Raw genomic sequence first — 20,832 nt, 5'->3', positions numbered from 1 at the left:
GCATTCACCAATCCCGACCTGGGCGAGTATCCTATGGGTGGATGGTATTTTATTATTCATGGGGGAATCGTCGTGGGATACTATGTTTCGGTAGAGTCCGGGGTTAATCTATATGTGGAGGATGTCAACCCGAAGGGCAGCAAGACCATTGTGTTTCTGCACGGCTGGCCTTTAAGCCATAAGCAGTTCGAGTATCAGTTCGATATACTTCCCGCTAAGGGATATCGGTGTATCGGCATTGACTGGAGAGGCTTCGGGAACTCCGACAAGCCGATGCACGGCTACACCTACGACCGTCTGGCAGACGATGTTAGGGCGGTAGTCGCCGCGCTGCAATTGAATGACTTCACCCTTGCGGGGCATTCGACGGGCGGCGGCATTGCAATCCGGTATATGTCGCGGTATGGCGGTTACGGAGTATCGAAGCTGGTGCTGATAGACGCCGCGGCTCCAACAGGATTTACCCCTGAAACGGCCCGTCAGCTGCTTACGGAAGCTTTAAACGACCGGCCCAAGATGATGAGGACGGTGACCGAAACCTTTTTCTTTCAATATATTACCGCCCCGTTCTCCGATTGGTTTATCCGAATGGGGCTGCAGGCGGCGGGCTGGTCGACGGCGGCGATCATCACGATGCTGAGGGACGAGAGCCTTGAATCGGATCTTCCGTATATCAGAGTTCCCACCTTAATCGTTCACGGGATTCACGATAAAGTCATTCCTTTTGCGCAGGCCCAGGATGTCCAGCGAAAAGTGAGGAATTCGCAGCTGGTTCCGTTCCACTACAGCGGACATGGTCCCTTCTGGGAGGAGCGGGATAGGTTTAACCGGTTATTGATACAGTTTATAGGCTAGCCGTATTCTATTGCGGCAGATGATAGCCTAACAGGTCGTAAGGGCATTCCTTACGGCCTATTCGCATTTTCCATCGTTGTCGAATGAACTTCTTAAAAGACTGCACATCAAGCTTAAAAAACCGTATTCTCTTGTTTTTGGGGGTATGTTAGTCTTAGTACACAAAGAAGAAACGGCATGGGCATACGGTGCTGATTCTTCCGGACTAGTTCCTTGGATGATAAAGGGAGGGTTACGTCAGATGAAAACAAAGAAGCTATCTACGATGTTGGCAAGTGCCATGGCCATGTCTCTTGTGCTAACGGCATGCGGAGGCAGCAATTCGGGTTCCGCTCCGGCTGACAATGCAGGTACCGGCGGGGCTGCTCAGAAAAAGCAGGTCTCCTTCACCATCGGTTACGCAACGGGCGATCCGGCCAGCAAGCAAGCGCTGGCAGACTCGATTGCAGCGTTCTCCAAGGCAAACCCGCATATCAAGATCACGGATCTGAGCGAAGGTGGTTCGCAGGCCTACCTCGATTGGCTGAAGACAAAGGATGCGGTGAATGAATTCCCGGATTTGGTGGAGATGCGCGATACGCAGCTGTTCGCTGATGCCGGCAAGCTGGCAGAGCTTCCGGCCGAGCTTGTAGGACTCTTCTCGGATGCGCCGAAGGTGAACGGCAAAAACTATACGGCACCGCTTGCCGGCACGGCGCCGCAAGGAATTATTTATAGCAAAAAGGCGTATTCCGACGCGGGTGTTACGGAGCTGCCCAAGACGTATGATGAGTTTCTGACCATCCAGGAGAAGCTGAAGGCCAAAGGGATGACACCGATTACCTTCGGAGGCAAGGACATCTTCCACTGGGGCTTCTGGGTCAATAAATTCCTGATGGACGAAGTGTTTGCGGACGATCCGAACTGGAATTCCAAACGGACTAAAGGTCAAGTGAGCTTTACGGACGCAGGTCCGAAGAAGGCGATGGAGAGCTTAAACGAGCTGTTCGCTAAAGGCTATGTAGACAAGGGGTACCTCAGCACAGCGGATAACCAAACGGCTTCCATGCTCGTAACCGGCAAAGCGGCGCAGCTGTTCTCCGGGCCGTGGATGTTCGGACAGATCGCCCAAGCGGATCCGAAATTTGAATTCGGCTGGTATCCGGTTCCGGACCGGAAGGGCAGAATCGTAGTGAATGGTCTGAATAGCCAGCAAGGCTGGGCGCTTTCGACGAAAGCCAGCCAAGATGCAGACAAGAAGGCTGCAATTACGGAATTCGTGAAGTTCTTCTTCTCGAAGGATCAGTATTCCAAATACTTGAAGGCGGTCAACGGGATTCCTACCACGAAGGAAGCGGTAACTTACGACGCGACGCCTCAAATGAAGGCTGTTCTCGATGTAATGGGCAATCCGAAGACCGTCAAATCGCTTCAAATCAACAGCTTCTGGGGCGAAAATACAATGCCTCCGCAATGGCGCAACTGGTACTACAAGCTGATCCAGGAATGGCTGGCGAAGGGCGACTTCAGTGACGCGTATTTGAAGAAAATGGATGCGGAATGGGATGCCAATGTGAAAGCCAACGCAGCCGCTAAATAAATAGAAATGTAGTCAAGGATGGACCTCTGCTCTGACTCATGCAGGGGTCTCCTCCTTAATGTGCCCGGGAGGAGAAAAATTCATGGAGAGTATCAATGCAATGAACGGCTATGCTGAAGCAAAGGCTGCGACGAAGAAGAAAAAACCTTGGTTATCCTTTTCAGTCCTTTTTATTCTTCCTTCCTTTATTTTGTATACGTTGTTCGTCATCTATCCGACCTTGAACAGTGTGAACTTAAGCTTTACCTCATGGGATGGGGTCAGCCCGCAGATCAAATACATCGGGTTTGATAACTTTATCGAGATGTGGAACAGCGAGCGGGTGCACAATGCGTTAAAGAATACATTGATTATGTCCGTATCACTTGTACTTCTGGAGAATATCGTAGCGATTGTGCTGGCCATGCTGGTAGACCAGGTGCGGTGGTTCAAAAATTTGTTCCGCAGTATTTTTTATTTCCCCGTTTTGCTGAGCGGGATCGTTATGGGCTTTGTCTGGGCCATTATCTTTAATTACAACTTTGGGGTCATTTCTCAGCTTCTGGAACGAATCGGTCTCGGCGTATTCAAAATCGATTGGCTGGGTAATCCGGATTACGCGATGCTGGCTATTATTATAACAACCGTTTGGAAGGGCTCCGGTTATTATATGATTATTTATTTGGCCGGGCTGCAAGGAATACCGGCGGAATTAAATGAAGCGGCCGCTATCGACGGTGCCAACCGGTGGCAGCAATTCCGTCATATCACGTTTCCATTGCTGGCCGGCGCCATGACCGTCAGCGTCATGCTGTCGATGATCGGCGCACTCAAAATCTTTGACCAAATTGCGGTAATGACCGATGGCGGTCCGGGCTTCGCAACGGAAACCATGACCTACATCGTTTATAAAGTCGGCTTCGGAGAGCTAAGACAGGGCTACGGCACGGCGCTTTCCCTTGTTCTCTTCCTCCTGATTCTGATCGTCTCTCTCATCCAAGTGAAATTGCTTCGCAAACGGGAGGTGCAGATGTAATATGCACAAGTCGAATAAATGGATCGAGATCGGCATGTTTGCGGTCACCTTTGTTATTGCTGTCCTGTTCTGCTTTCCCATTTACTTCAGTATTATTTCGGCCTTTAAGACCAACGGTGAAATCTTGAGGGATGCCGTTGCTTTTCCAAGCAGCTTCTACGTGGACAGCTTCATCTATCTCTGGACCAAAACCCGTTTTCCGGCAGCGATGGCGAACAGCGCCATTCTAACGGTAACCTCTATTCTACTTATGGTTCTGCTTATTCCGATGGCCGCCTACGCGATTGAGCGTACGGGCAAGAAATGGACAAACGCCATCTACGTTTATTATTTGGCCGGGATGATGATTCCGTTTCAGGTGTACATGATTCCTTTGTTTAAGCAAATGAAAGCATTCGGTCTGTACGGGACGTTAACGGCTCCGATTCTGATTTACATTTCGGGATCGGTCGGCATGGGCGTTCTGCTTTACACCAGCTTCATCAAGGGGATTCCGATTGAAATTGAAGAAGCCGCAGCGATTGACGGCTGCTCCGGAGTACGCACCTTCTGGCAGATCGTATTTCCTCTGCTCGGGCCATGTACCGCAAGCATGGTGGTGCTGCAAGGACTTGGGATTTGGAATGACTTCCTCATGCCTAGTCTGATTCTTCCTTCGAATAAGGCTAAGACGATGATTGTGGAAATCTTCAAATTCGTCGGCGAGCTGGCCTCTCAGTGGGATATGGTGTTCGCCGGTACGGTCATCTCGATCATACCGGTCCTGATTGCTTTCATCTTCTTGCAAAAATATTTCGTCAAAGGCATTGCCGCCGGCGCGACGAAGGGGTAACCCGCATAACCGCTACAGGTTCATCAGCCGTAGCGGTTTTACTTTGTTGAATTCAACTATGAAGCTAATAAGGGAGGAAAAGCATGGGTACGCTGCGGATATACGAGGCTCCGAAGGGAGCGGCAGGCCGGGATGATTATCGGGTTTGGGCCAGAATACCGGGCGAGCCGTGGAAGGAGCTGTTCGTCTACGAGGTGAAGGTGGATATGCATCAGGTTCGCCAAGCTTCCATGGTGTATTTTGACATGGAGGGAGAAGTGGAGGTGAAGGTTGCGGGTGACAGGGCTTTCGTTCAAAACGCAATCATTCGTCCGTTATCCGCAGGCATCCGATTCACGGAAGAAGGAAATAGCCTAAGCTTCGTGCTGAATAAGCCCTGCAAGCTGTCGCTTGAAGTGAACGGGGACCGCTTCTCCAATCTGCACCTGTTCGCGAATCCGTTGGAGACGGACGCGCCGAGCCCGGAGGACGAGGGCGTGCTGGTGCTGAAGCCGGCCATCCACCGGACGGAGGATATTTACCGGCTCGCGGCTGAGCCGGTAAAGCCGGGGGGCCGGCCGCCAAAGGTAATTTATTTTTCTCCGGGGATGCATTATCTGGAGGAAACGATCCTCCGAATTCCTACCGGTAAGACGATATATATCGCGGGAGGAGCCGTCGTCGCCGGTTCCCTGGTCTGCGATCATGCGGAGGATGTTGTCATCCGAGGCAGAGGGATGCTGTATTTGTCCGACTTTCACCGCTTCTCGGCCTTTCGCGGAGTGCGGATTGTGTTCTCCCGGAATATTACGGTGGAAGGGATCATAACGCTTGATCCGCCCCATTACAGTATTTACATCGGGAAATCGGAGCATGTCCGCATCAGCAATTTCAAGTCGTTCAGCACACGCGGATGGTCCGATGGGATCGATATGATGGCCAGCAAGCACATTACGATCGATGACGTGTTTCTACGAACCTCGGATGACTGTATTGCGATCTACGGCTCGCGGTGGGATTATAAAGGCGATACCCGCGATGTGACGGTTACCAATTCGATTCTGTGGGCTGACGTTGCCCATCCGCTCAATATCGGGACCCACGGGGATCACGCTCGTGGCGGAGATGTGATTGAAGACATCCGTTTCCGCAATCTTGATATTTTGGAGCATCATGAGCCTCAGCCGAATTACTGGGGAGCGATGTCGATCAATGCGGGTGACAACAATATCGTACGGAATGTAAGCTATGAGAACATCCGCGTAGAGGACTTCGAGCTTGGACAGCTTGTTGATATCCGTGTCGTTCTGAACAAGGATTATAACCCGGTGCCCGGGCAGCGTATAGAGAATATCACGTTCCGCGACATTTCTTATTCGGGCAAATGCAGCCATAAGAACCGGATTTACGGATACGATCCGGAGCGTCGGGTGAGCGGAGTGGAGTTTGTCAACCTCTGCATCAATGGAAAGAGGGTCCTGGATCCGCTGGAGCACTTCGATATCAATGCGTTCGCGGACAATGTAACCTTCAATTGAGAGTTCCGGCAGGCAAGGTCATCCATAGGCTTCCCGGCGCAAACCTGATATGATAAGGTAAATTAACGTTTTCATTGCCAAGGAAAGGAACGGGGCGGGAATGAACATGGCTGCCTTCACCGGTATTCGCAAAAGCATATTTGCCAAGTTTACGTTATCCTTTATTATCGTCGGTCTCGTTCCGTTGTTATTGATCAGTTATATCTCGTTAAACACCTTTAGCTCGTATATCGAGCGGAATCTGGTGAATAACTATGAGCAAATGATGTTATTTTCCGGCAAAAATATTCGCGATATGTACACCAAGTATAATAATATAACCAAATTGATGTATTCCTACGGAGTGGACGGAAGGTTCAGCCAGCTGGGGCAGGCCATTGCCGTTCAAAGCGCCCAGAGGGATTATCAGCTGACAAACACCATCGATGACTTCTTGAGAACGATGCTGTACACGGACCGGTATTTGCAAAATGTTTTTTTTCTGATGGTGGACGGCAGGCTGCAGCATCTAAGCAAGGAGAACAAATCCTATGATTTCAGCTTCGCTTTTCCGCCGGAGAGCTGGAAGGAACAGCTGGTGGATCGTCAGTCGCTGGCGTTTTATCCAACCCATAAGGAAGCCTATTACCTTCGGTCCGACGACCTGGTTATGACCTTTGCCCGCAACCTTACGGATGTGCTTGGCTCAAGCGGGCTCCAGGGGCCCTTGGTTGGCACCTTTTTTATGGATGTGAGCATGGGCGCCTTTGAGGAGATTTTTCAACAGATGATGCTTGGCCCGAAGGATGTTATCTATGTACTTGATTCGAAGGGGACGATCATTTATAGCAATCAGCATAGGCTCATCGGACAGCCGTATCAGCCCCCGGCTCAAACAGAGGGATATATTCAGATGGTGCAAGGTGTGGAGGACGTAGGCTGGACGGTTCGAGGCGATTTCTATAAAGAAGAAATGTTCGACCGGATCGATCAGATTATGAGGACGCTGTTCCTTATCATCGGCGCCTGCATCCTCTCGCTAGTGCTGGTGGCCGTGCTTTTCTCCAATCGGCTTTCCGGACCGATCCGAAGCATCACGAGACAAATGTCCAAAATCGAGTCCGGTAACTTCAATACCCAGGTGACAGTGCAATCAGCGGATGAGGTCGGCTTGCTGGCGAGAGGCTTCAACAAAATGGTAGTCCGGCTGCAAAGCTACATCGATGAGGTTTATGTGGCTCAAATCAAGCAGAAGCAGGCGGAGCTTAACGCGCTGAAAAGTCAAATCCGGCCCCATTATTTGTACAATACACTTGAGGTGATCCGAATGAGTGCTGTGGCCAACGACGATCACGAGGTCGGGGATATGATCCTGTCGCTGTCGCATCAGCTGAAGTACGTGTTGGATTACGGCCAGGAGACGGTTCCGCTTTCCGAAGAGAAGATGAACATCGAACAGTATTTCAAGCTTATGGAGTTTCGTTACGGGGAGCATCGGTTGGCTATGGAGTTCCGCTTCGAAACGGAGCTGCTGAGTATGCCCATCCCCAAGCTGTCCGTCCAGCCGCTTGTCGAAAATGCCATCTATCACGGGATCATGCGCAAATCCGGCAAGGGCACGGTTCGCATTACCGCGGAAAGAGGGTCTGAGGGGCATATCTGCATCACCGTTGACGACGACGGGGTAGGCATGTCCGCGGACACTCTCGAGCGAGTGAGGGCCAAGCTAAGAGGGGAACAGCCCGGCGAATCCGGTAGCGGCATCGGTTTGAAAAACGTGCATGACCGTTTCGCAGCTTTATACGGCCCGGATTACGGACTTCAAATCAACAGCACTCAGCATATCGGAACCTCGGTAAGGCTGGTCATACCCTTGGCGAAGGAGGTGGGCGCCCGTGATGAGGGCCATTCTGGCCGATGATGAGCCGATTATTATACGCGGATTAAGGAAGCTTATTGCTTGGCAGGAGCTGGGCATCCGCATTGTCGGGGAAGCCTGGACGGGCAAGGGCCTTTTGGAGCTGATCGAGCGGGAGGAGCCGGAGCTCGTAATCACCGACATCAGCATGCCGGACGGGACGGGAGTCGATGTGATTAAGGAAATCGATCGGAGAGGGCTGCGGACGAAGGTGATCTTTATCAGTGCATACCAGGAATTTTCCTATGCGAAGGACGCGCTTGCCTTCGGGGCAGTCGATTATTTGGTGAAGCCGGTAGAGAAGGGTCTGCTTCACGCCGCGGTGCAGAAGGCGGTGTCTCTGCTCAAAGAGGAAACCGATGAACAAACCTCTATGGTCAAGCTGGCCGCCTATGAGCAGAAGGACAAGAAGACGCAGCTCGAGGAGCTGTTCGACCGGTTAACGGAAGGCGACATTCGCGCGGAAGACGCGCAGCGGCAGCTGGTGCAGCTGGAAATCTCGTTTCCGCAGCCATGCTTTTCCGTTATGACCATCATGCTGGAGCCGCTTGATGAAGGGATAGGCTCTTGGGGGGAGCATGAGAAGCGGCTGGTGCTTTTCGCCGTTTCCAATCTGACGGACGAATTGGCCGGGCGGTATGGAGAGGGGCTTGTGCTGCGCAAAGGGGAGCTTCTGTGCGTCATTTCAAACCACAGTGAGAGCAGAGACATGCTGGCCTTGGGGGAGGAGATGGTCGAGAAGGTATTCTTTTTCCTGAAAATAAAAATCACGGTAGGAGTGGGCCGCCCGGCAAAGACACTGCAAGAGCTGAAGGGCTCCTATACCTCCGCTTTGGATGCGCTTAGACTTAGCTATTTTATCGGAAGAGGCATGGCTTTGGAATGGAAGGCTCTTGACCGCCAGCGGCCGGCGGATGCCGAAGAGTCGGGTTCAAGCACTTTGACGGAATTAAGACAGATGATCCTGCAAGCACTCCTGGCGAAAGAGGAAGATGCTTTGCCCGGCATTCTGGACACGGCCTTTTCCCGCATTGCACAGTTGTCTCAGGGGAGTAAGGAAGCGGCGGTGACGGCTTGTTATACTTTGTTGACGGAGCTGGCGGAGGAGCTAACGGAGGTCGGGATTGCGTACAACGGGCTCCGTAAGGAGCAGCTCCCGGCGATGCATCGTTTCCGGCAGTATGAGGAGCTTCAGCAATATATGCGGCAGGAGATTACGGGTATGCTCAGGCAGCTGCAATCCGCCGGAATGGGGAAGGATGCTCAGCAGATGAGCATGGTGAAGGAGTATATTGAACGTCATTACCATGAGATTATTACGCTGGAAAGCATCGCGTCCATGGTTTATATGAATCCGTATTACTTCAGCGGCTTCTTCAAGAAGCACACCCAGCAAAACTTTAAGCAGTACGTGACGGAGGTTCGAATGAAGCAGGCGGTCAAGCTGCTCCTTCAAACCGATCTGATGGTATACGAAATCGCGGAGCAGGTAGGTTATAACAATGCCAGACAGTTCAGCGATATGTTTAAAAAGCATTTCGGCAAGCTTCCGCAGGAATATAAAAATCAAAAGCATTGATCTGGAAAGGGGCGCCTGTTATTCGGGGGGCTTCTTTCTTTATTTTTTAGTTACCCTCTGAACTTTTTGTGGTATCTTAATCTAGTAATGTGACAATTATCATAGGCAGAGGGTGGCACAACACATGGAAGTAAATTATTGCATGTCGTGCGGATCCCCTATGGAGACGCGAGACGTAGACGGAACGTCTAGAAGAGCCTGCACCCGGTGCAGCTTCGTCCATTGGGGCAACTACAGCGTTGGAGTCGGGGCGCTCGTCGTGCGGGACGGAAAGATGCTTCTCGTACGGAGGGCACAGGAGCCGGGCAAGGGCAACTGGACCAATCCCGGAGGATATATCGAGCAGCATGAGCTGATACACGACACCATCCGTCGGGAGGTGCTTGAGGAGGCCGGTATCGAGGCTGAGGTGCAGCGCATTGTCGCCGTCAGAGATCAGCCGAGAAACGTACATAATGTGTATTTGGCGTTCGAGATGAAATATATCGGCGGTGAGCCTCGGGCAGACGGCGTAGAGGTGGATGCCGCCGGCTTTTTCAGCTTGGAAGAGATGGCTTCGATGCAGGTCGCTTCTTTTACCCGCTGGCTAGTGGATGTAGCGATGAGTGAAGGGAACGGGGGCTTATCCGAGGACATGGAGCCTGTTGTGCCTCTGAACGGATACGGACTTTTCCGTAAATAAGGTCATATGAATAACAGCCGGTACCCGCTCGAATGTGCAGGTGCCGGCTGTTTTTTTCGTTAAAGGGCTTCCATTTGGTAAAAGCGGATCGCCGTTCCGCCCAGCAGCTGTGCCTGCTCCGCTAGGGAATACGCGGCAATAGCCTTGTTCGTTTCCGTCCATACACGGTGATAATCCCCCGCGAGGTTAGCCACAGGCCAATCGCTTCCGAACATGAGCCGATCGGCTCCGAACCTTGCCATAGCTTCATCGATCCACGGCGCGAGGTCGTCCGCACACCAATCGTGCTTGCCTGTCGCCGTATTCAGCCCCGAGATTTTGGCATACACTTGGGGGTACTGCGCTGCAGCGGCAAGCTGCTTCGACCATTCCTTGTGCAGCTCATGGCCCGGCGCCGGCGGCTTTGCCAGGTGATCGATCACCATCCGAAGCCCGGGTACACGTTCCGCAAGGTAAGGTATATGCCCCAGATGATGAGGAAATACGGCTACCACATCCAGGGCTAAACCGTAGGACGCCAGCCGCTTCAAGCCCTCGATAACCGAATCCCGGATAATCCAGTCCGGGTCCCGTTCCTCGTGGATCAGATGCCGCACCCCTTTAAAGACCGGATTTTTCGTATAATGCTGCAATTTACGGTCGGCAACCTCGGGAAGGTTCAAGGGCACCCAGCCGACCACAGCGCCGATCCATGGTTTTTCCTCGGCAGCCTGCAGCATATATTCCGTATCCTCATAAGAGTTCATGGATTGCACCAGCACCGTCCGGTCGATACCGGCCGACCGCAGCAGCGGCTCCAATTCATCCGCCTCGAAGGTGCGGCAAATCGGCCCGAACATCGGATCCAGCCAAGGGTAAGCCACCTGATCCAAATTCCATAAGTGATGATGAGCGTCAACCTTCACCGTACCATTCCCTCCTTACATAGAACCGGCATGCCCAGCTCTCCTTTCTAGCCTATGCGGTATTGATCGAAATACTTCGGAATGATTTGCGTTGATGCGCCAGGCTGTTCAGGCAGCACGTAGAAGCCATCCTTTACCGTTGCCGGCTCCTCAAAAATGTGTCTGATCCAGGGAATATATTCAAGCATGATGGCGTTCTGGGTCGAGGCGACCAGATGCTGATGAATTTGGCCCATGTCTCCTACGTGAGGGCAGATCGGGAGCTCGTAGGAGGCGGCGAGACCCGCAACCTGCAGCCATTCGGTGATGCCGGCAAGCCGGGTCACATCCGCCTGAACATATTCTACCGCACCTTGATGTATGTAGTCACGGAAGGCATACTTTGTATAAACATGCTCACCCAGAGCGATGGGAACGGTGAGCGCATCGGCAAGCTTCTTATGTCCCAGAATATCGTCGGGATTGAGCGGCTCCTCCAGCCAGAACAAGTCGAATTCCTCGAGCTTCCTTCCCCAGGTCATGGCGGTATTGATGTTCCACTGCTGATTGACATCGATCATGAAGATGATATCCTTGCCGATCAGCTCGCGGACCGCCTTGACCCGGTCGAAATCCTCATGAGGATCCGGCTTGCCGACCTTGATCTTCACCCCCTGGAAGCCCTGCTCCACAATAGCCGATACATCTTGCAGCAGGCGTTCCTTCGTCCAGTTCAACCAACCCCCGTTCGTATTGTAAGCTTTAATACGCTTGGACTTATGTCCGCCCAAATACTGCCAGAGGGGCTTGTTAGCCGCCTTCGACATGATGTCCCACAGCGCGATATCGACCGCAGCGAGCGCCATATGGGTTACTCCGGCGCGTCCGACCCAGTGCATCCTGCCGAATCGCATCTCATCCCACAGCTCGCGGACCATGAATGGATCGCGTCCCAGCAGGATCGGTGCATAATACTGCTCAATAGTCCGTGTGATCAAGTCGTCGCCGTGGGCGCACGTTCCGGTGTAACCATAGCCGACGATTCCCTCATCCGTGAAGATACGCACCCCGGCTAATCCCCAGTGCGTAGCCGCATTAATGGCGTCTGTAATAGGCGGGGTAATAGGGACATGAAGAATGAACGGTTCGACCTTTGAAATTTTCATCAAGGAACACCTCCAATATCATGAATCATGTATGATTTATGATAAATCAAAAAATCAAAAGGTGTCAATATATAAAATAAAGGTCAAGCCTCATATTTTTCCGCTTGACCTTTGTATTCCGTTAGGATTGTACTTCTAAAAACAATTCCCTCGTTCGGTTATGAGCATTGATCAGATGACGTTCCAGCTGCTCAAGGGCTAACTGATGGTTCCCGTCGACTAAAGCAGCCAGAATCCCCAAATGCTCCTCCTGCTCGGCCAGGAGGAGATCCCGGTGTATATTCGGCCGAATCAGCTCCAAATACCGCTCTATCCGCTGTATGTAATTTTCCACCAAGGTTTTCAACGACTCATTCCTGCAGTGTTCGAGAAACAATCCATGGATTTGTTCGTTCATTTGATTCACATGCAGCAGGATGTCATCCACCGCTTGTTCCGCAGGAAAGCTGACGGATCGCCATTGCTCCAGCAATAGAACCAGCTGCTCCCGGGTAATGACGGCAAGCGACTTCTGTAAGGCAAGCAGCTCCAGCGTGCGCCGCAGCTCGAAGATCTCATCAAGCTCCTGCAGGCTCATGTGCATCACATACATGCCTTTGTAGGGGACGCTTGTGACTAATCCTTCGGCAATCAGCTTGGAGAGAGACTCGCGGATCGGGATATTCGATACCTCCAGCTCACGGGCCAGCTGGTCAATGTTAATCTTACTGCCGGGCTCCAGCTTGTGAGATAGGATTTGCTCCTTAATGATTTCATAAATTTCATCCGTAACGACCGATCTTTTAGGTTTCCGCATCAGGCTTCCCGCCTTTTCATATATCGTGTATCATATTATGATAGCACCATCTGTGGCGTAATACAACGCAAAGAAAAAGCTATTTCGAGTCAACGTCGAAATAGCTCTCGCAAAATTAGGTGTTCGAAATATAGTTCTCAACGGATGCGGCGTTTTTCTTCTCTGTGATCCACTCGGTGGCCATTGCCGAGATCTTCTCATTTGTGAGAATCTTCTGGATATCGGCTTTTTTCTCCTCCAGCGCAGGCGTTGCTTCAGCCTTGTGGCCGGTTACCTTAATGATGTGGCTTCCGTGCGAGGTCGTTACGACGCCGCTCAGCTTGCCTGCTTCCAGCGAGAAGGCGGCCTGCTCGAAAGGCTCCTCCATTTCACCCTTGGCGAAATAACCCAGATCTCCTCCTTTTTCCTTCGAACCTGGATCGATGGATTTCTCTTGAGCCAATTTGGCAAAATCAGCACCGTTCTGCAGCTCGGCAAGCACAGCCTCGGCTTCTTCTTTGGTTGCGACCAGGATATGAGAGGCTTGTACCTGCTCCGGTGTTTTCAGCATTTCCAAATTCTCATCATAGTATTTTTTGATGTCCTCGTCGGTAATTTGAATTTGCGGCTCAAGCAGCTTTCGCAGCGTGACCTGGGTCGTAAGCTCTTTTTTCAGCCCATCGAGCGTCATTCCGTACATGCCGAGTGCTTGTGTGAATTCCTCCTCCGAAGGGAAGCCTTGCTTCACCGTTGCCAGCTCCTGCTCAATGTCGGCGTCCGTAATTTGAATGCTTGCCTTTGCCGCTTCCTGACGGATCAGCTCTTTGTCGATCATACTATCCAATGCCTGCTTACCGCTGCTGCCGACAATCTCCTGATAAAGCTGATCCTTGCTGATTTCCACTCCGTTGACCTTGGCGACGGCCTCGTTATTCGCCTTTGTCGGAGGGAAGGCGTACATATAACTGAGGAAGCTGAAAAATAATACGATGGATAGGATCATCCATATATTGCGTGATTTAATGGAATTCATTCGTATGGGTCCCCCTATACATTAGTATGTCTTTGCGACACTGCTATTTCATTATGAGGGCTTAACCTTAAGGGCAGATGAGTTTAGGCTGAAAATTTGCTGAGTGCCCCAGGAGCTACAGCTTCACGTGGGGGAAAGTCTTTCTTTTATTATGTAAAAGAGTATCATAACATGGCGAATTTTAAGCTAAAGTAAATAAGGGTAAGCGGTTTACCAAAAATTCACGTCCATTTTACAAAAAAGGGTTGTAAGTCAAAACATTGCTAGATATAATAGTCAATATAAGGTAATTAAACCGGTTTAATGATTGCTGACGAAGCGATCCGCCGGTTTTCATTTGGCCCGTTATTAAACCGGTTTAATGATTTGGGGGCCGGTTAGAGAAGGAGGGAGCTTGTGGCTACGATCAACGATGTCGCCAAGAAAGCGGGAGTGTCCAAGGGGACGGTTTCCAGTGTGTTTAGTAAAAAAAGACCTATTAGTCATGAGGTAGCCCAAAGAGTACTCTCGGTGGCCAAGGAGCTGGGTTATTATCCTAATCATGTGGCGCGGAGTCTTGCCAATAAGAAGACAATGATTGCCGGTTTGAAGATGCCGCTTTCAAGAGACGGCGCCATGTCTGCGTTTGAATCGCAAATGATTAACGGGGTTATTAAGGAGTGCTCCAAGCAGGGCTATCGCGTGCTGCTGGATACGCTGCCGGAGCATGACGATCCTACGCAATTCTCACTTGATCCGGTGGACGGCGTCATTATGCTGAATCCGCGCAAGGATGACCCTCGGGTGGAGCGTTACGGCCAGATGGGTATCCCTCTAGTGCTTGTAGGCAGGCCGGACCCGATCGATGACTCCATCAGCTATGTGGACAACAACAATACGGAAGCTGCCTATCAGGTCGGTGATTACTTGCTGGGGAACGGACACAAGTCGATCTTGTTCCTGAACGCCTTCGCGGATATGACGGCGGCATATGACCGTAAGCATGGCCTGGAGCAAGCCTTTGCTAAATATGGTGTCCCTTTCCGGGAGGAATATGTATTGAATTATTCCAGGAGGATTTACTCCAGCGCACCGGATTACGGATATAACGCCATTATGACAACGTATCGCAGCTTAAGCTATTCCGCCGTAATTACGGACACCGACCGGGTAGCTCTCGGTGTGCTTAGAGCAGCCAGAGAGCTGGGGCTGGATGTACCGGAGGATTTGTCCGTCGTTGCCCTCAGCAATGACGCTACGCTGGCTCAAGAAATGACGCCCAAGCTGACCTCCGTTGAGTTATCGGCTCATTTGCTAGGGACAGAGGCCGCAAAGCTGCTGATCGAGAAAATGAACGACATGAGCGTGAACCGGCAGCTGATCATCGATACGAAGCTGGTCATCCGGGAATCATGCTGTGTTCGCGGGACATAAGCGGTATGGGAAACCGGCGACTGCTTCCCGCAGAATAAATGAAAGCGCTTTATTAAGATTTTGTTAAGGGGGTGAGCCTAAGTTCATGCACGGGAATTCTTTGGTGTGAGAATGGATGCTTAGATACAAATAGTAGGGTCACTTTTGTACAAACCTTAAGGAGGGTATAAGTATGTCCAGAACTAGAAGGCTGGCAGGTTCCGTTATGGCATTATCATTACTCGGAGGTATCCTTGCAGGCTGCTCCACTGATTCCGGGGCGAACACAGCACAGAATAAACCGGCTGAACCGAAGGCTCAAGAAAATCAAGAGAAAAAAGAACTGCGGATGATGTCGGGCGTCATCGGAGGAAAGAACCCCGAAGAGAACGCCCAATTCGAGAAGGAGATCGAGCGGCTTACCGGGATTAAGGTCAAGCTAGACAAGCCCGCCTCCGATTATGATCAGAAGCTGCTGGCGGCGATTGCTTCCGGGGAGAAGTTCGACTTGCTTCAAGTGAGCAAGGAGAAGATGAATACGTTCATTGAGCAGGGCATTCTGACGCCGCTTACCGATCAGGTGAAGGGCTCCAAGACGCTTTCCGATCCGAACGTCATTCCAGCGCAGGAGTGGGAACAGGTAAAGTCCAAGGACGGCAAAATTTATGGTGTATTCACGAAGTTCCAAGGCGGTACCATGCCAACTGTCCGTGCCGATTGGCTGAAGAAGCTGAATCTGGAGGAGCCTAAGACGCTTGATGATTACTACAAGGTTCTGAAGGCCTTTACCGAGCAGGATCCAGACGGGAACGGCAAGAAGGACACCTTCGGATTAAGCACGGCGGGCATGTATGAGCTTCAGGGCTTCTTCAGTGCGGCGGGCTTGAAGCAGCGGTATGTGGAGAAGGACGGCAAGCTGGACGTTCCTTATTCGACGGATGCCGCCATACCGATCTACGAGTGGCTGAATAAGCTCTATAAGGAAGGCATTCTCGACCCGAACTTCGCCACCAACGATACGGGAAAAATGCGCAACCTGTTCCTTACGGACCGGGTCGGCATGATTACGTACTGGGATGCATGGGTGGGTATGCTGAACAATACCCGCAAGGAGCAGGATCCGAATACGGCGTTCCAAGCGAAGGGCTTGCCGGGAGCTGTCGGTCCGAACGGAAACTACATGCTTCGTCGCGGCGACCCGGACGTATGGGTCATCCCGGTGAATGCTACGAACCCGAAGACGGCCTTCGGCTTTATCGAATGGTGGCATTCCAAGGACGGCATTATTCTAGGTTCTCTCGGGATCAAGGATCAGGATTATACCGAGAAGGACGGCAAGTATGAGCTGACCAAAACCGGCAAAGAGCACGCTATGGATCACGGAGTACCTTTCTGGTACAACAAAAATGTCAAGGAACCGTTCGGGAAGCTGCCTGGCGTGCAGGAAGCGCAGGAGCTGGTCATGAAATACGCAACGCTAGAGCTGACGCCTCCCAAATGGGCCGATGCCGAGAAAATCATCAACGAGTATTCCTTCAAGGCCATTCAGGGCCAAATGCCGGCGGCGGAAGCGGTCAAGAAGATGCGTGAGCAGCTGAAGGCCGCTAAGCTGATCGATTAATCAAGTGTTCGCTAAGAGGGAGTATCGACCCTGTCCTGCTCCCTCTTACCTTACCGACAAGGTGGTGGCTGCCCATGAGAGCCGTTCTCAAGTATAAAACGCTGTATCTGATGATGCTGCCGATCCTGGCGTATTTTTTCATCTTTTCCTATTATCCGCTCGTGCGGGGCTTTATCATCAGCTTCCAAAATTTCCGTCTGATCGGTAACAGGCCCTTCGTCGGTCTGGAAAATTATATGACGGTGCTTAAGGATCCGACCTTCTGGCATGCGTTCGAGAATACGCTTGTGATCGGGATCGGCATCCTGATCTTCAGCTTTATCATGCCGATTGTGCTGGCGTTATCCTTGAATGAGGTGTTCTCCACCTGGTTCAAAAAGGTCACACAAATGGTCGTCTATCTGCCGCATCTATTCTCCTGGGTCGTGGTCGGCGGCATGTGGATTCTGATGCTGTCGCCGGATACGGGAATTGTGAATCAAATCATGAAGCTGTTCGGAGCGGAGAGGCCGGTCAGCTTTATGTCTACGGAAACGTATGCCCGCTCGATTATGGTGCTTACGGCCGCGTGGAAGGAAATGGGCTTTACTTGTATTTTGTATTTGGCCTCTATCGTGACCATCAATCCTTCTTTATATGAGGCGGCGCGGATCGACGGGGCGAACCGCTGGCAGCAGGTGCGTTTCGTGACCATCCCGCAATTGATCAGCACCATGAAGGTGGTCATCATGCTGAATGTCCTGAGCATTCTTCGGATGTTCGACCAAATCTTCGTTATGCGCAACGGTGCGATCGCAAATAAGGTGGATGTCATTATGATGTACACGTACCAAAAAGGGATATTGGAGTTCAAGGTCGGTACGGCGACGGCAGCCGGTTTCCTTGTCATTGCTGCGACGCTGATCATTACGTTTGTTACCAGGGCGGTCATCCGCTACGACGAGGGGTGAGAGGACCATGAATTTCAAGTACAACAGCTGGCAAAGCCGGACCTTTGATTCGATCAACGCAGTGTTTCTGCTGCTGCTCATTTCCACTATGATCATTCCGTTTATGAATACGATTGCCTTGGCCTTCTCCACGAATTTCGCTTCCATGCAGCCGGGCATCGTCTTGTGGCCGAAGGAATTCAGCACGGAGGGCTTTTCCACGGTATGGAACCGCATGCAGCTGTATTTGCCCTTTACGAATAACGTTATCGTCACGATCGTCGGAACCTTGGGTCACGTCCTGCTGTGTGCGATGGCCGGGTATGTGCTTGTGCAGCAAGGACTTCCGGGGAAAAAGCTGATGGTCTCCGGCATTCTGCTCACCATGATGGTGCCGGGTGAAGCGATAATGATTCCCTTGTATGTCGTGAATAAAGAGCTAGGGCTCTTAAACACGCTTTCAGCGCTTATTTTATCCGGGCTTGTGTCGGGCTTCAGCGTGCTGCTCATGAGAAACTTTTTTCTCAGTGTGCCTTACGAGATGGCGGAATCGGCGCGGATGGACGGCGCCGGAGACATTCGCATCTTCTTTACCATGTATTTGCCGCTGGCGAGCAGCGGGCTTGCCACGGTCACTTTGTTTGAATTCGTCAGCCGGTGGAATCAATTTACTCCGGCGCTGCTATATATAAGCGATCACGCCAAGTACACGCTGCAGATTGCGCTCAAATCGCTGATCGTCGATACGGACACGACCTCAAGCAATTTTATTATTACTACGAATGTGCGAATGGCGGGTATAGTCATTGCGCTGCTGCCGCTCATGATCATTTACCCCTATGTTCAGAAGTATTTTGTCAAAGGCATTTTCGTCGGTGCGAACAAGGAATAAAAGCTGCGGATCACAGGTATACAGGGAGGTAGATTCCATTGGCTGCTAAGGTGGAGCAGCGGCGGTCTTCCGCCGTTTATAAACGAAGGATTGAACAGGCTGAGCAGAGCAGGTACATCGAGATCCCTTTCGATATGCCGGAGCAGGTGGAAGAGATTCATGTGGCCTACGAGGTGGAATCACACGGGACATCCCGTGCGATTATCGATCTGGGCGTGCGGGATCCGAAACGGGTGAGAGGCTGGAGCGGGGGCGCAAGGAGCGAGTTCCGGCTCGGTCTCGAGAAGGCGACACCCGGGTACACGCCCGGACAGCTTCCTGCCGGAGAGTGGGCTGTGCTCCATAACGCCTACAAGGTTCCTCCCGAGGGCTGCACGGTGACGGTCACGATCGAATGGAGGTATGCAACTCCCCGCTGGCTGAAGGGAGACCTGCACACCCACAGCATTCATAGTGACGGCACGTATTCGCTTGAGGAAAATGCCGCGATCATGGAGGAGCTGGGCTGCGATTTTATCGCGATGACCGATCACAACACCAGCAGCCAGAATGAAGCATATCCGAGAAACACGAAGGTGTTAATGATTCCCGGCACGGAATTTACGACGAACTTCGGGCACAGCAACTTCCTTGGCGTGGCGGAGCCGCTGGACGATTTCCGGGTAGCCGGAATGGCGGATGTACATAAGAAGCTGAGAACGGCCAGGGAACGCGGAGCGCGGATCGTCCTGAATCATCCCCATTGCGATTTTTGCCCGTGGGAATGGGATTTCGCTGTAGATCACGACTGGGTGGAGATCTGGAACGGTCCTTGGACGGAACGCAACGCCAGGACACTAGCCTGGTGGCAGGAGCAGTTGGTTTCCGGCAGGCGACTTGTCGCCGTCGGCGGCAGCGATGTGCATCGCCCCGACCCTTACATCAAACATGCGATGCCTTGCACTTGGGTATGGGCGGAATCGAAAACGGTTGCAGGCGTACTCGGCGGGATCGATCGGGGGCATGTGGTGATTACTTATGCGCCCGACGGACCGCTTGCGGAGCTTCAGTGCGGTCCTTACCGTATGGGGGACGTGGTCCCTATGGATGCGGCTGAACGCGAGGTGCAAATCGGAATGCAGGATTTGCAAGAGGGCGACCGTATTCGGGTCATCAGCGAACGGGGAGTAGAGCTTGAACGCTGCACGGAAGCGGCGGGCGGGCTGGAGCTGCGGATCAGCGGGGAGGGGCGCAGCTTCGTCCGTGTAGAGGTATGGCGCTTCTTCCCACAGGCAGGTTCGGAGCTGTTGGCTGCGGTGACGAATCCGGTATATTTTGCTCAGGCTCAGGGGGTGCCGTACTAATGGAGTGGAAGGTCATGTCCTTTAATTTACGGTATGATACGCCCAACGACGGTGTGAACCAATGGCCCTACCGGATCGACCGTCTGGCACATATGATGCGGGAGCATGAGCCGCTCTTTATCGGCACGCAGGAAGGGTACGCCCATATGCTGGCCGATCTGCAGGAACGGCTGGAGCCGTATGCCTGGCTCGGTACCGGACGTCATGGCGGGCAGGAAAACGAGCACTGCGCGATTTTTTACCGGAAGGATCAGCTGGAGCTGCTGGAGCAGGGTACCTTCTGGCTGTCGGAAACCCCCGATATGCCTGCCTCCAAAAGCTGGGACAGCAGCCTGCCGAGAATCTGCACCTGGGGTCGGTGGAGACACAGGGGCTCGGAGCAGGTAATCACTGTGTTCAATACCCACTTGGATCATCTGGGTCAGGAGGCGCGAAACCAAGGATCACTGATGATTCTAAAGGCAATCGTTCGGGAGTACGAGCTGAACCCGACGCCTGTCATTTTGCTTGGCGATTTCAACAGCCATCCGACGGACTGGCCGATCCGCCTGCTGCGGGGGGAGTTCGATCACGGAGGGATTCAATCGTGGCTGCAGGACGCGTACGGCATTCTCGAAGAGGAGATCGGATTGACGGCCCACAGCTTTCAAGGCGGCTCCGAGGGGACGCCGATTGATTATATTTTTGTCTCGCCCGACGTGCTGGTCTATGAGGTCTTGATCGACCGCCGTGAGGTGGAGGGAGGCTTCCCTTCCGATCATTATCCTGTCATTGCGCGGTTGGGGACGAAAGAAGAGCACCGTGAGGAATCCGATTAGCAGCGAAGCTTTAGGGAAGGGGA

At 52.2% G+C, this 20,832-nt stretch carries 18 protein-coding genes; 14 read left to right on the top strand and 4 right to left on the bottom strand.

Annotated elements, in window-relative coordinates:
* Window positions 1-72 precede the first annotated feature (72 nt).
* The 8 genes from RAC89_RS04050 (at window position 73) to RAC89_RS04015 (ending at window position 9,956) form a co-directional block, all read left to right on the top strand.
* Window positions 73-855: an alpha/beta fold hydrolase gene (locus RAC89_RS04050; RefSeq protein WP_306616037.1), complete on the top strand. Its 783-nt coding sequence runs from the start codon at window positions 73-75 to the stop codon at window positions 853-855.
* 241 nt (window positions 856-1,096) lie between these two features.
* Complete coding sequence (locus RAC89_RS04045) at window positions 1,097-2,434, top strand: ABC transporter substrate-binding protein (RefSeq protein ID WP_306611955.1); 1,338 nt, start codon at window positions 1,097-1,099, stop codon at window positions 2,432-2,434.
* Between the two features lie 82 nt (window positions 2,435-2,516).
* Window positions 2,517-3,449: a carbohydrate ABC transporter permease gene (locus RAC89_RS04040; RefSeq protein ID WP_306611953.1), complete on the top strand. Its 933-nt coding sequence runs from the start codon at window positions 2,517-2,519 to the stop codon at window positions 3,447-3,449.
* A 1-nt stretch (window position 3,450) separates the two neighbouring features.
* Entirely contained in the window at window positions 3,451-4,281 is an 831-nt protein-coding gene (locus RAC89_RS04035; RefSeq protein WP_306611951.1) for a carbohydrate ABC transporter permease, read from the top strand.
* Between the two features lie 83 nt (window positions 4,282-4,364).
* Complete coding sequence (locus tag RAC89_RS04030) at window positions 4,365-5,798, top strand: glycosyl hydrolase family 28 protein (protein ID WP_306611950.1); 1,434 nt, start codon at window positions 4,365-4,367, stop codon at window positions 5,796-5,798.
* A 100-nt stretch (window positions 5,799-5,898) separates the two neighbouring features.
* Complete coding sequence (locus RAC89_RS04025; RefSeq protein ID WP_306611949.1) at window positions 5,899-7,698, top strand: cache domain-containing sensor histidine kinase; 1,800 nt, start codon at window positions 5,899-5,901, stop codon at window positions 7,696-7,698.
* A complete protein-coding gene (locus tag RAC89_RS04020) occupies window positions 7,676-9,274 on the top strand; it encodes a response regulator (protein WP_306616036.1) in 1,599 nt (532 codons plus the stop codon). The genes RAC89_RS04025 and RAC89_RS04020 overlap by 23 nt, the downstream gene beginning before the upstream one ends.
* Window positions 9,275-9,398: 124 nt before the next feature.
* The gene (locus RAC89_RS04015) at window positions 9,399-9,956 is read left to right on the top strand and encodes an NUDIX hydrolase (protein ID WP_306611947.1); all 558 of its coding nucleotides are present in this window, start codon (window positions 9,399-9,401) and stop codon (window positions 9,954-9,956) included.
* A 59-nt stretch (window positions 9,957-10,015) separates the two neighbouring features.
* Here the strand turns inward: RAC89_RS04015 and RAC89_RS04010 are convergent, their stop codons facing one another.
* From RAC89_RS04010 to RAC89_RS03995, 4 genes are all read right to left on the bottom strand, one after another.
* Window positions 10,016-10,861 (bottom strand): amidohydrolase family protein, encoded by an 846-nt coding sequence (locus RAC89_RS04010; protein WP_306611945.1) that lies wholly within the window; start codon window positions 10,859-10,861, stop codon window positions 10,016-10,018.
* A 47-nt stretch (window positions 10,862-10,908) separates the two neighbouring features.
* Window positions 10,909-12,006 carry a mandelate racemase/muconate lactonizing enzyme family protein gene (locus RAC89_RS04005; protein WP_306611944.1) on the bottom strand — a complete coding sequence of 366 codons (1,098 nt, stop codon included), beginning with the start codon at window positions 12,004-12,006 and terminating at the stop codon, window positions 10,909-10,911.
* A 121-nt stretch (window positions 12,007-12,127) separates the two neighbouring features.
* Window positions 12,128-12,802 carry a GntR family transcriptional regulator gene (locus RAC89_RS04000; RefSeq protein WP_306611943.1) on the bottom strand — a complete coding sequence of 225 codons (675 nt, stop codon included), beginning with the start codon at window positions 12,800-12,802 and terminating at the stop codon, window positions 12,128-12,130.
* Window positions 12,803-12,917: 115 nt separating this feature from the next.
* Entirely contained in the window at window positions 12,918-13,814 is an 897-nt protein-coding gene (locus RAC89_RS03995) for a peptidylprolyl isomerase (protein WP_306611941.1), read from the bottom strand.
* A gap of 396 nt (window positions 13,815-14,210) precedes the next feature.
* Between RAC89_RS03995 and RAC89_RS03990 the strand changes: the two genes are divergently transcribed.
* From RAC89_RS03990 to RAC89_RS03965, 6 genes are all read left to right on the top strand, one after another.
* Window positions 14,211-15,227 carry a LacI family DNA-binding transcriptional regulator gene (locus RAC89_RS03990; protein WP_306611939.1) on the top strand — a complete coding sequence of 339 codons (1,017 nt, stop codon included), beginning with the start codon at window positions 14,211-14,213 and terminating at the stop codon, window positions 15,225-15,227.
* Window positions 15,228-15,399: 172 nt separating this feature from the next.
* The gene (locus tag RAC89_RS03985) at window positions 15,400-16,827 is read left to right on the top strand and encodes an extracellular solute-binding protein (RefSeq protein ID WP_306611937.1); all 1,428 of its coding nucleotides are present in this window, start codon (window positions 15,400-15,402) and stop codon (window positions 16,825-16,827) included.
* A gap of 74 nt (window positions 16,828-16,901) precedes the next feature.
* Window positions 16,902-17,777 carry an ABC transporter permease subunit gene (locus tag RAC89_RS03980; protein WP_306611936.1) on the top strand — a complete coding sequence of 292 codons (876 nt, stop codon included), beginning with the start codon at window positions 16,902-16,904 and terminating at the stop codon, window positions 17,775-17,777.
* Window positions 17,778-17,784: 7 nt separating this feature from the next.
* Complete coding sequence (locus tag RAC89_RS03975) at window positions 17,785-18,648, top strand: carbohydrate ABC transporter permease (RefSeq protein ID WP_306611934.1); 864 nt, start codon at window positions 17,785-17,787, stop codon at window positions 18,646-18,648.
* Window positions 18,649-18,686: 38 nt separating this feature from the next.
* Window positions 18,687-19,991, top strand: coding sequence for a CehA/McbA family metallohydrolase (locus tag RAC89_RS03970; protein ID WP_306611933.1), 1,305 nt, complete (start codon window positions 18,687-18,689; stop codon window positions 19,989-19,991).
* A complete protein-coding gene (locus RAC89_RS03965) occupies window positions 19,991-20,809 on the top strand; it encodes an endonuclease/exonuclease/phosphatase family protein (protein ID WP_306611932.1) in 819 nt (272 codons plus the stop codon). The genes RAC89_RS03970 and RAC89_RS03965 overlap by 1 nt, the downstream gene beginning before the upstream one ends.
* Window positions 20,810-20,832: the final 23 nt, after the last annotated feature.

Origin of the sequence: Paenibacillus sp. GD4 (assembly GCF_030846225.1) — a bacterium.
Lineage (GTDB): Bacteria > Bacillota > Bacilli > Paenibacillales > NBRC-103111 > Paenibacillus_G > Paenibacillus_G silviterrae.
Note: the sequence above shows the minus strand (reverse complement) of the source record. Positions and strands in the feature narration are given on the sequence as shown.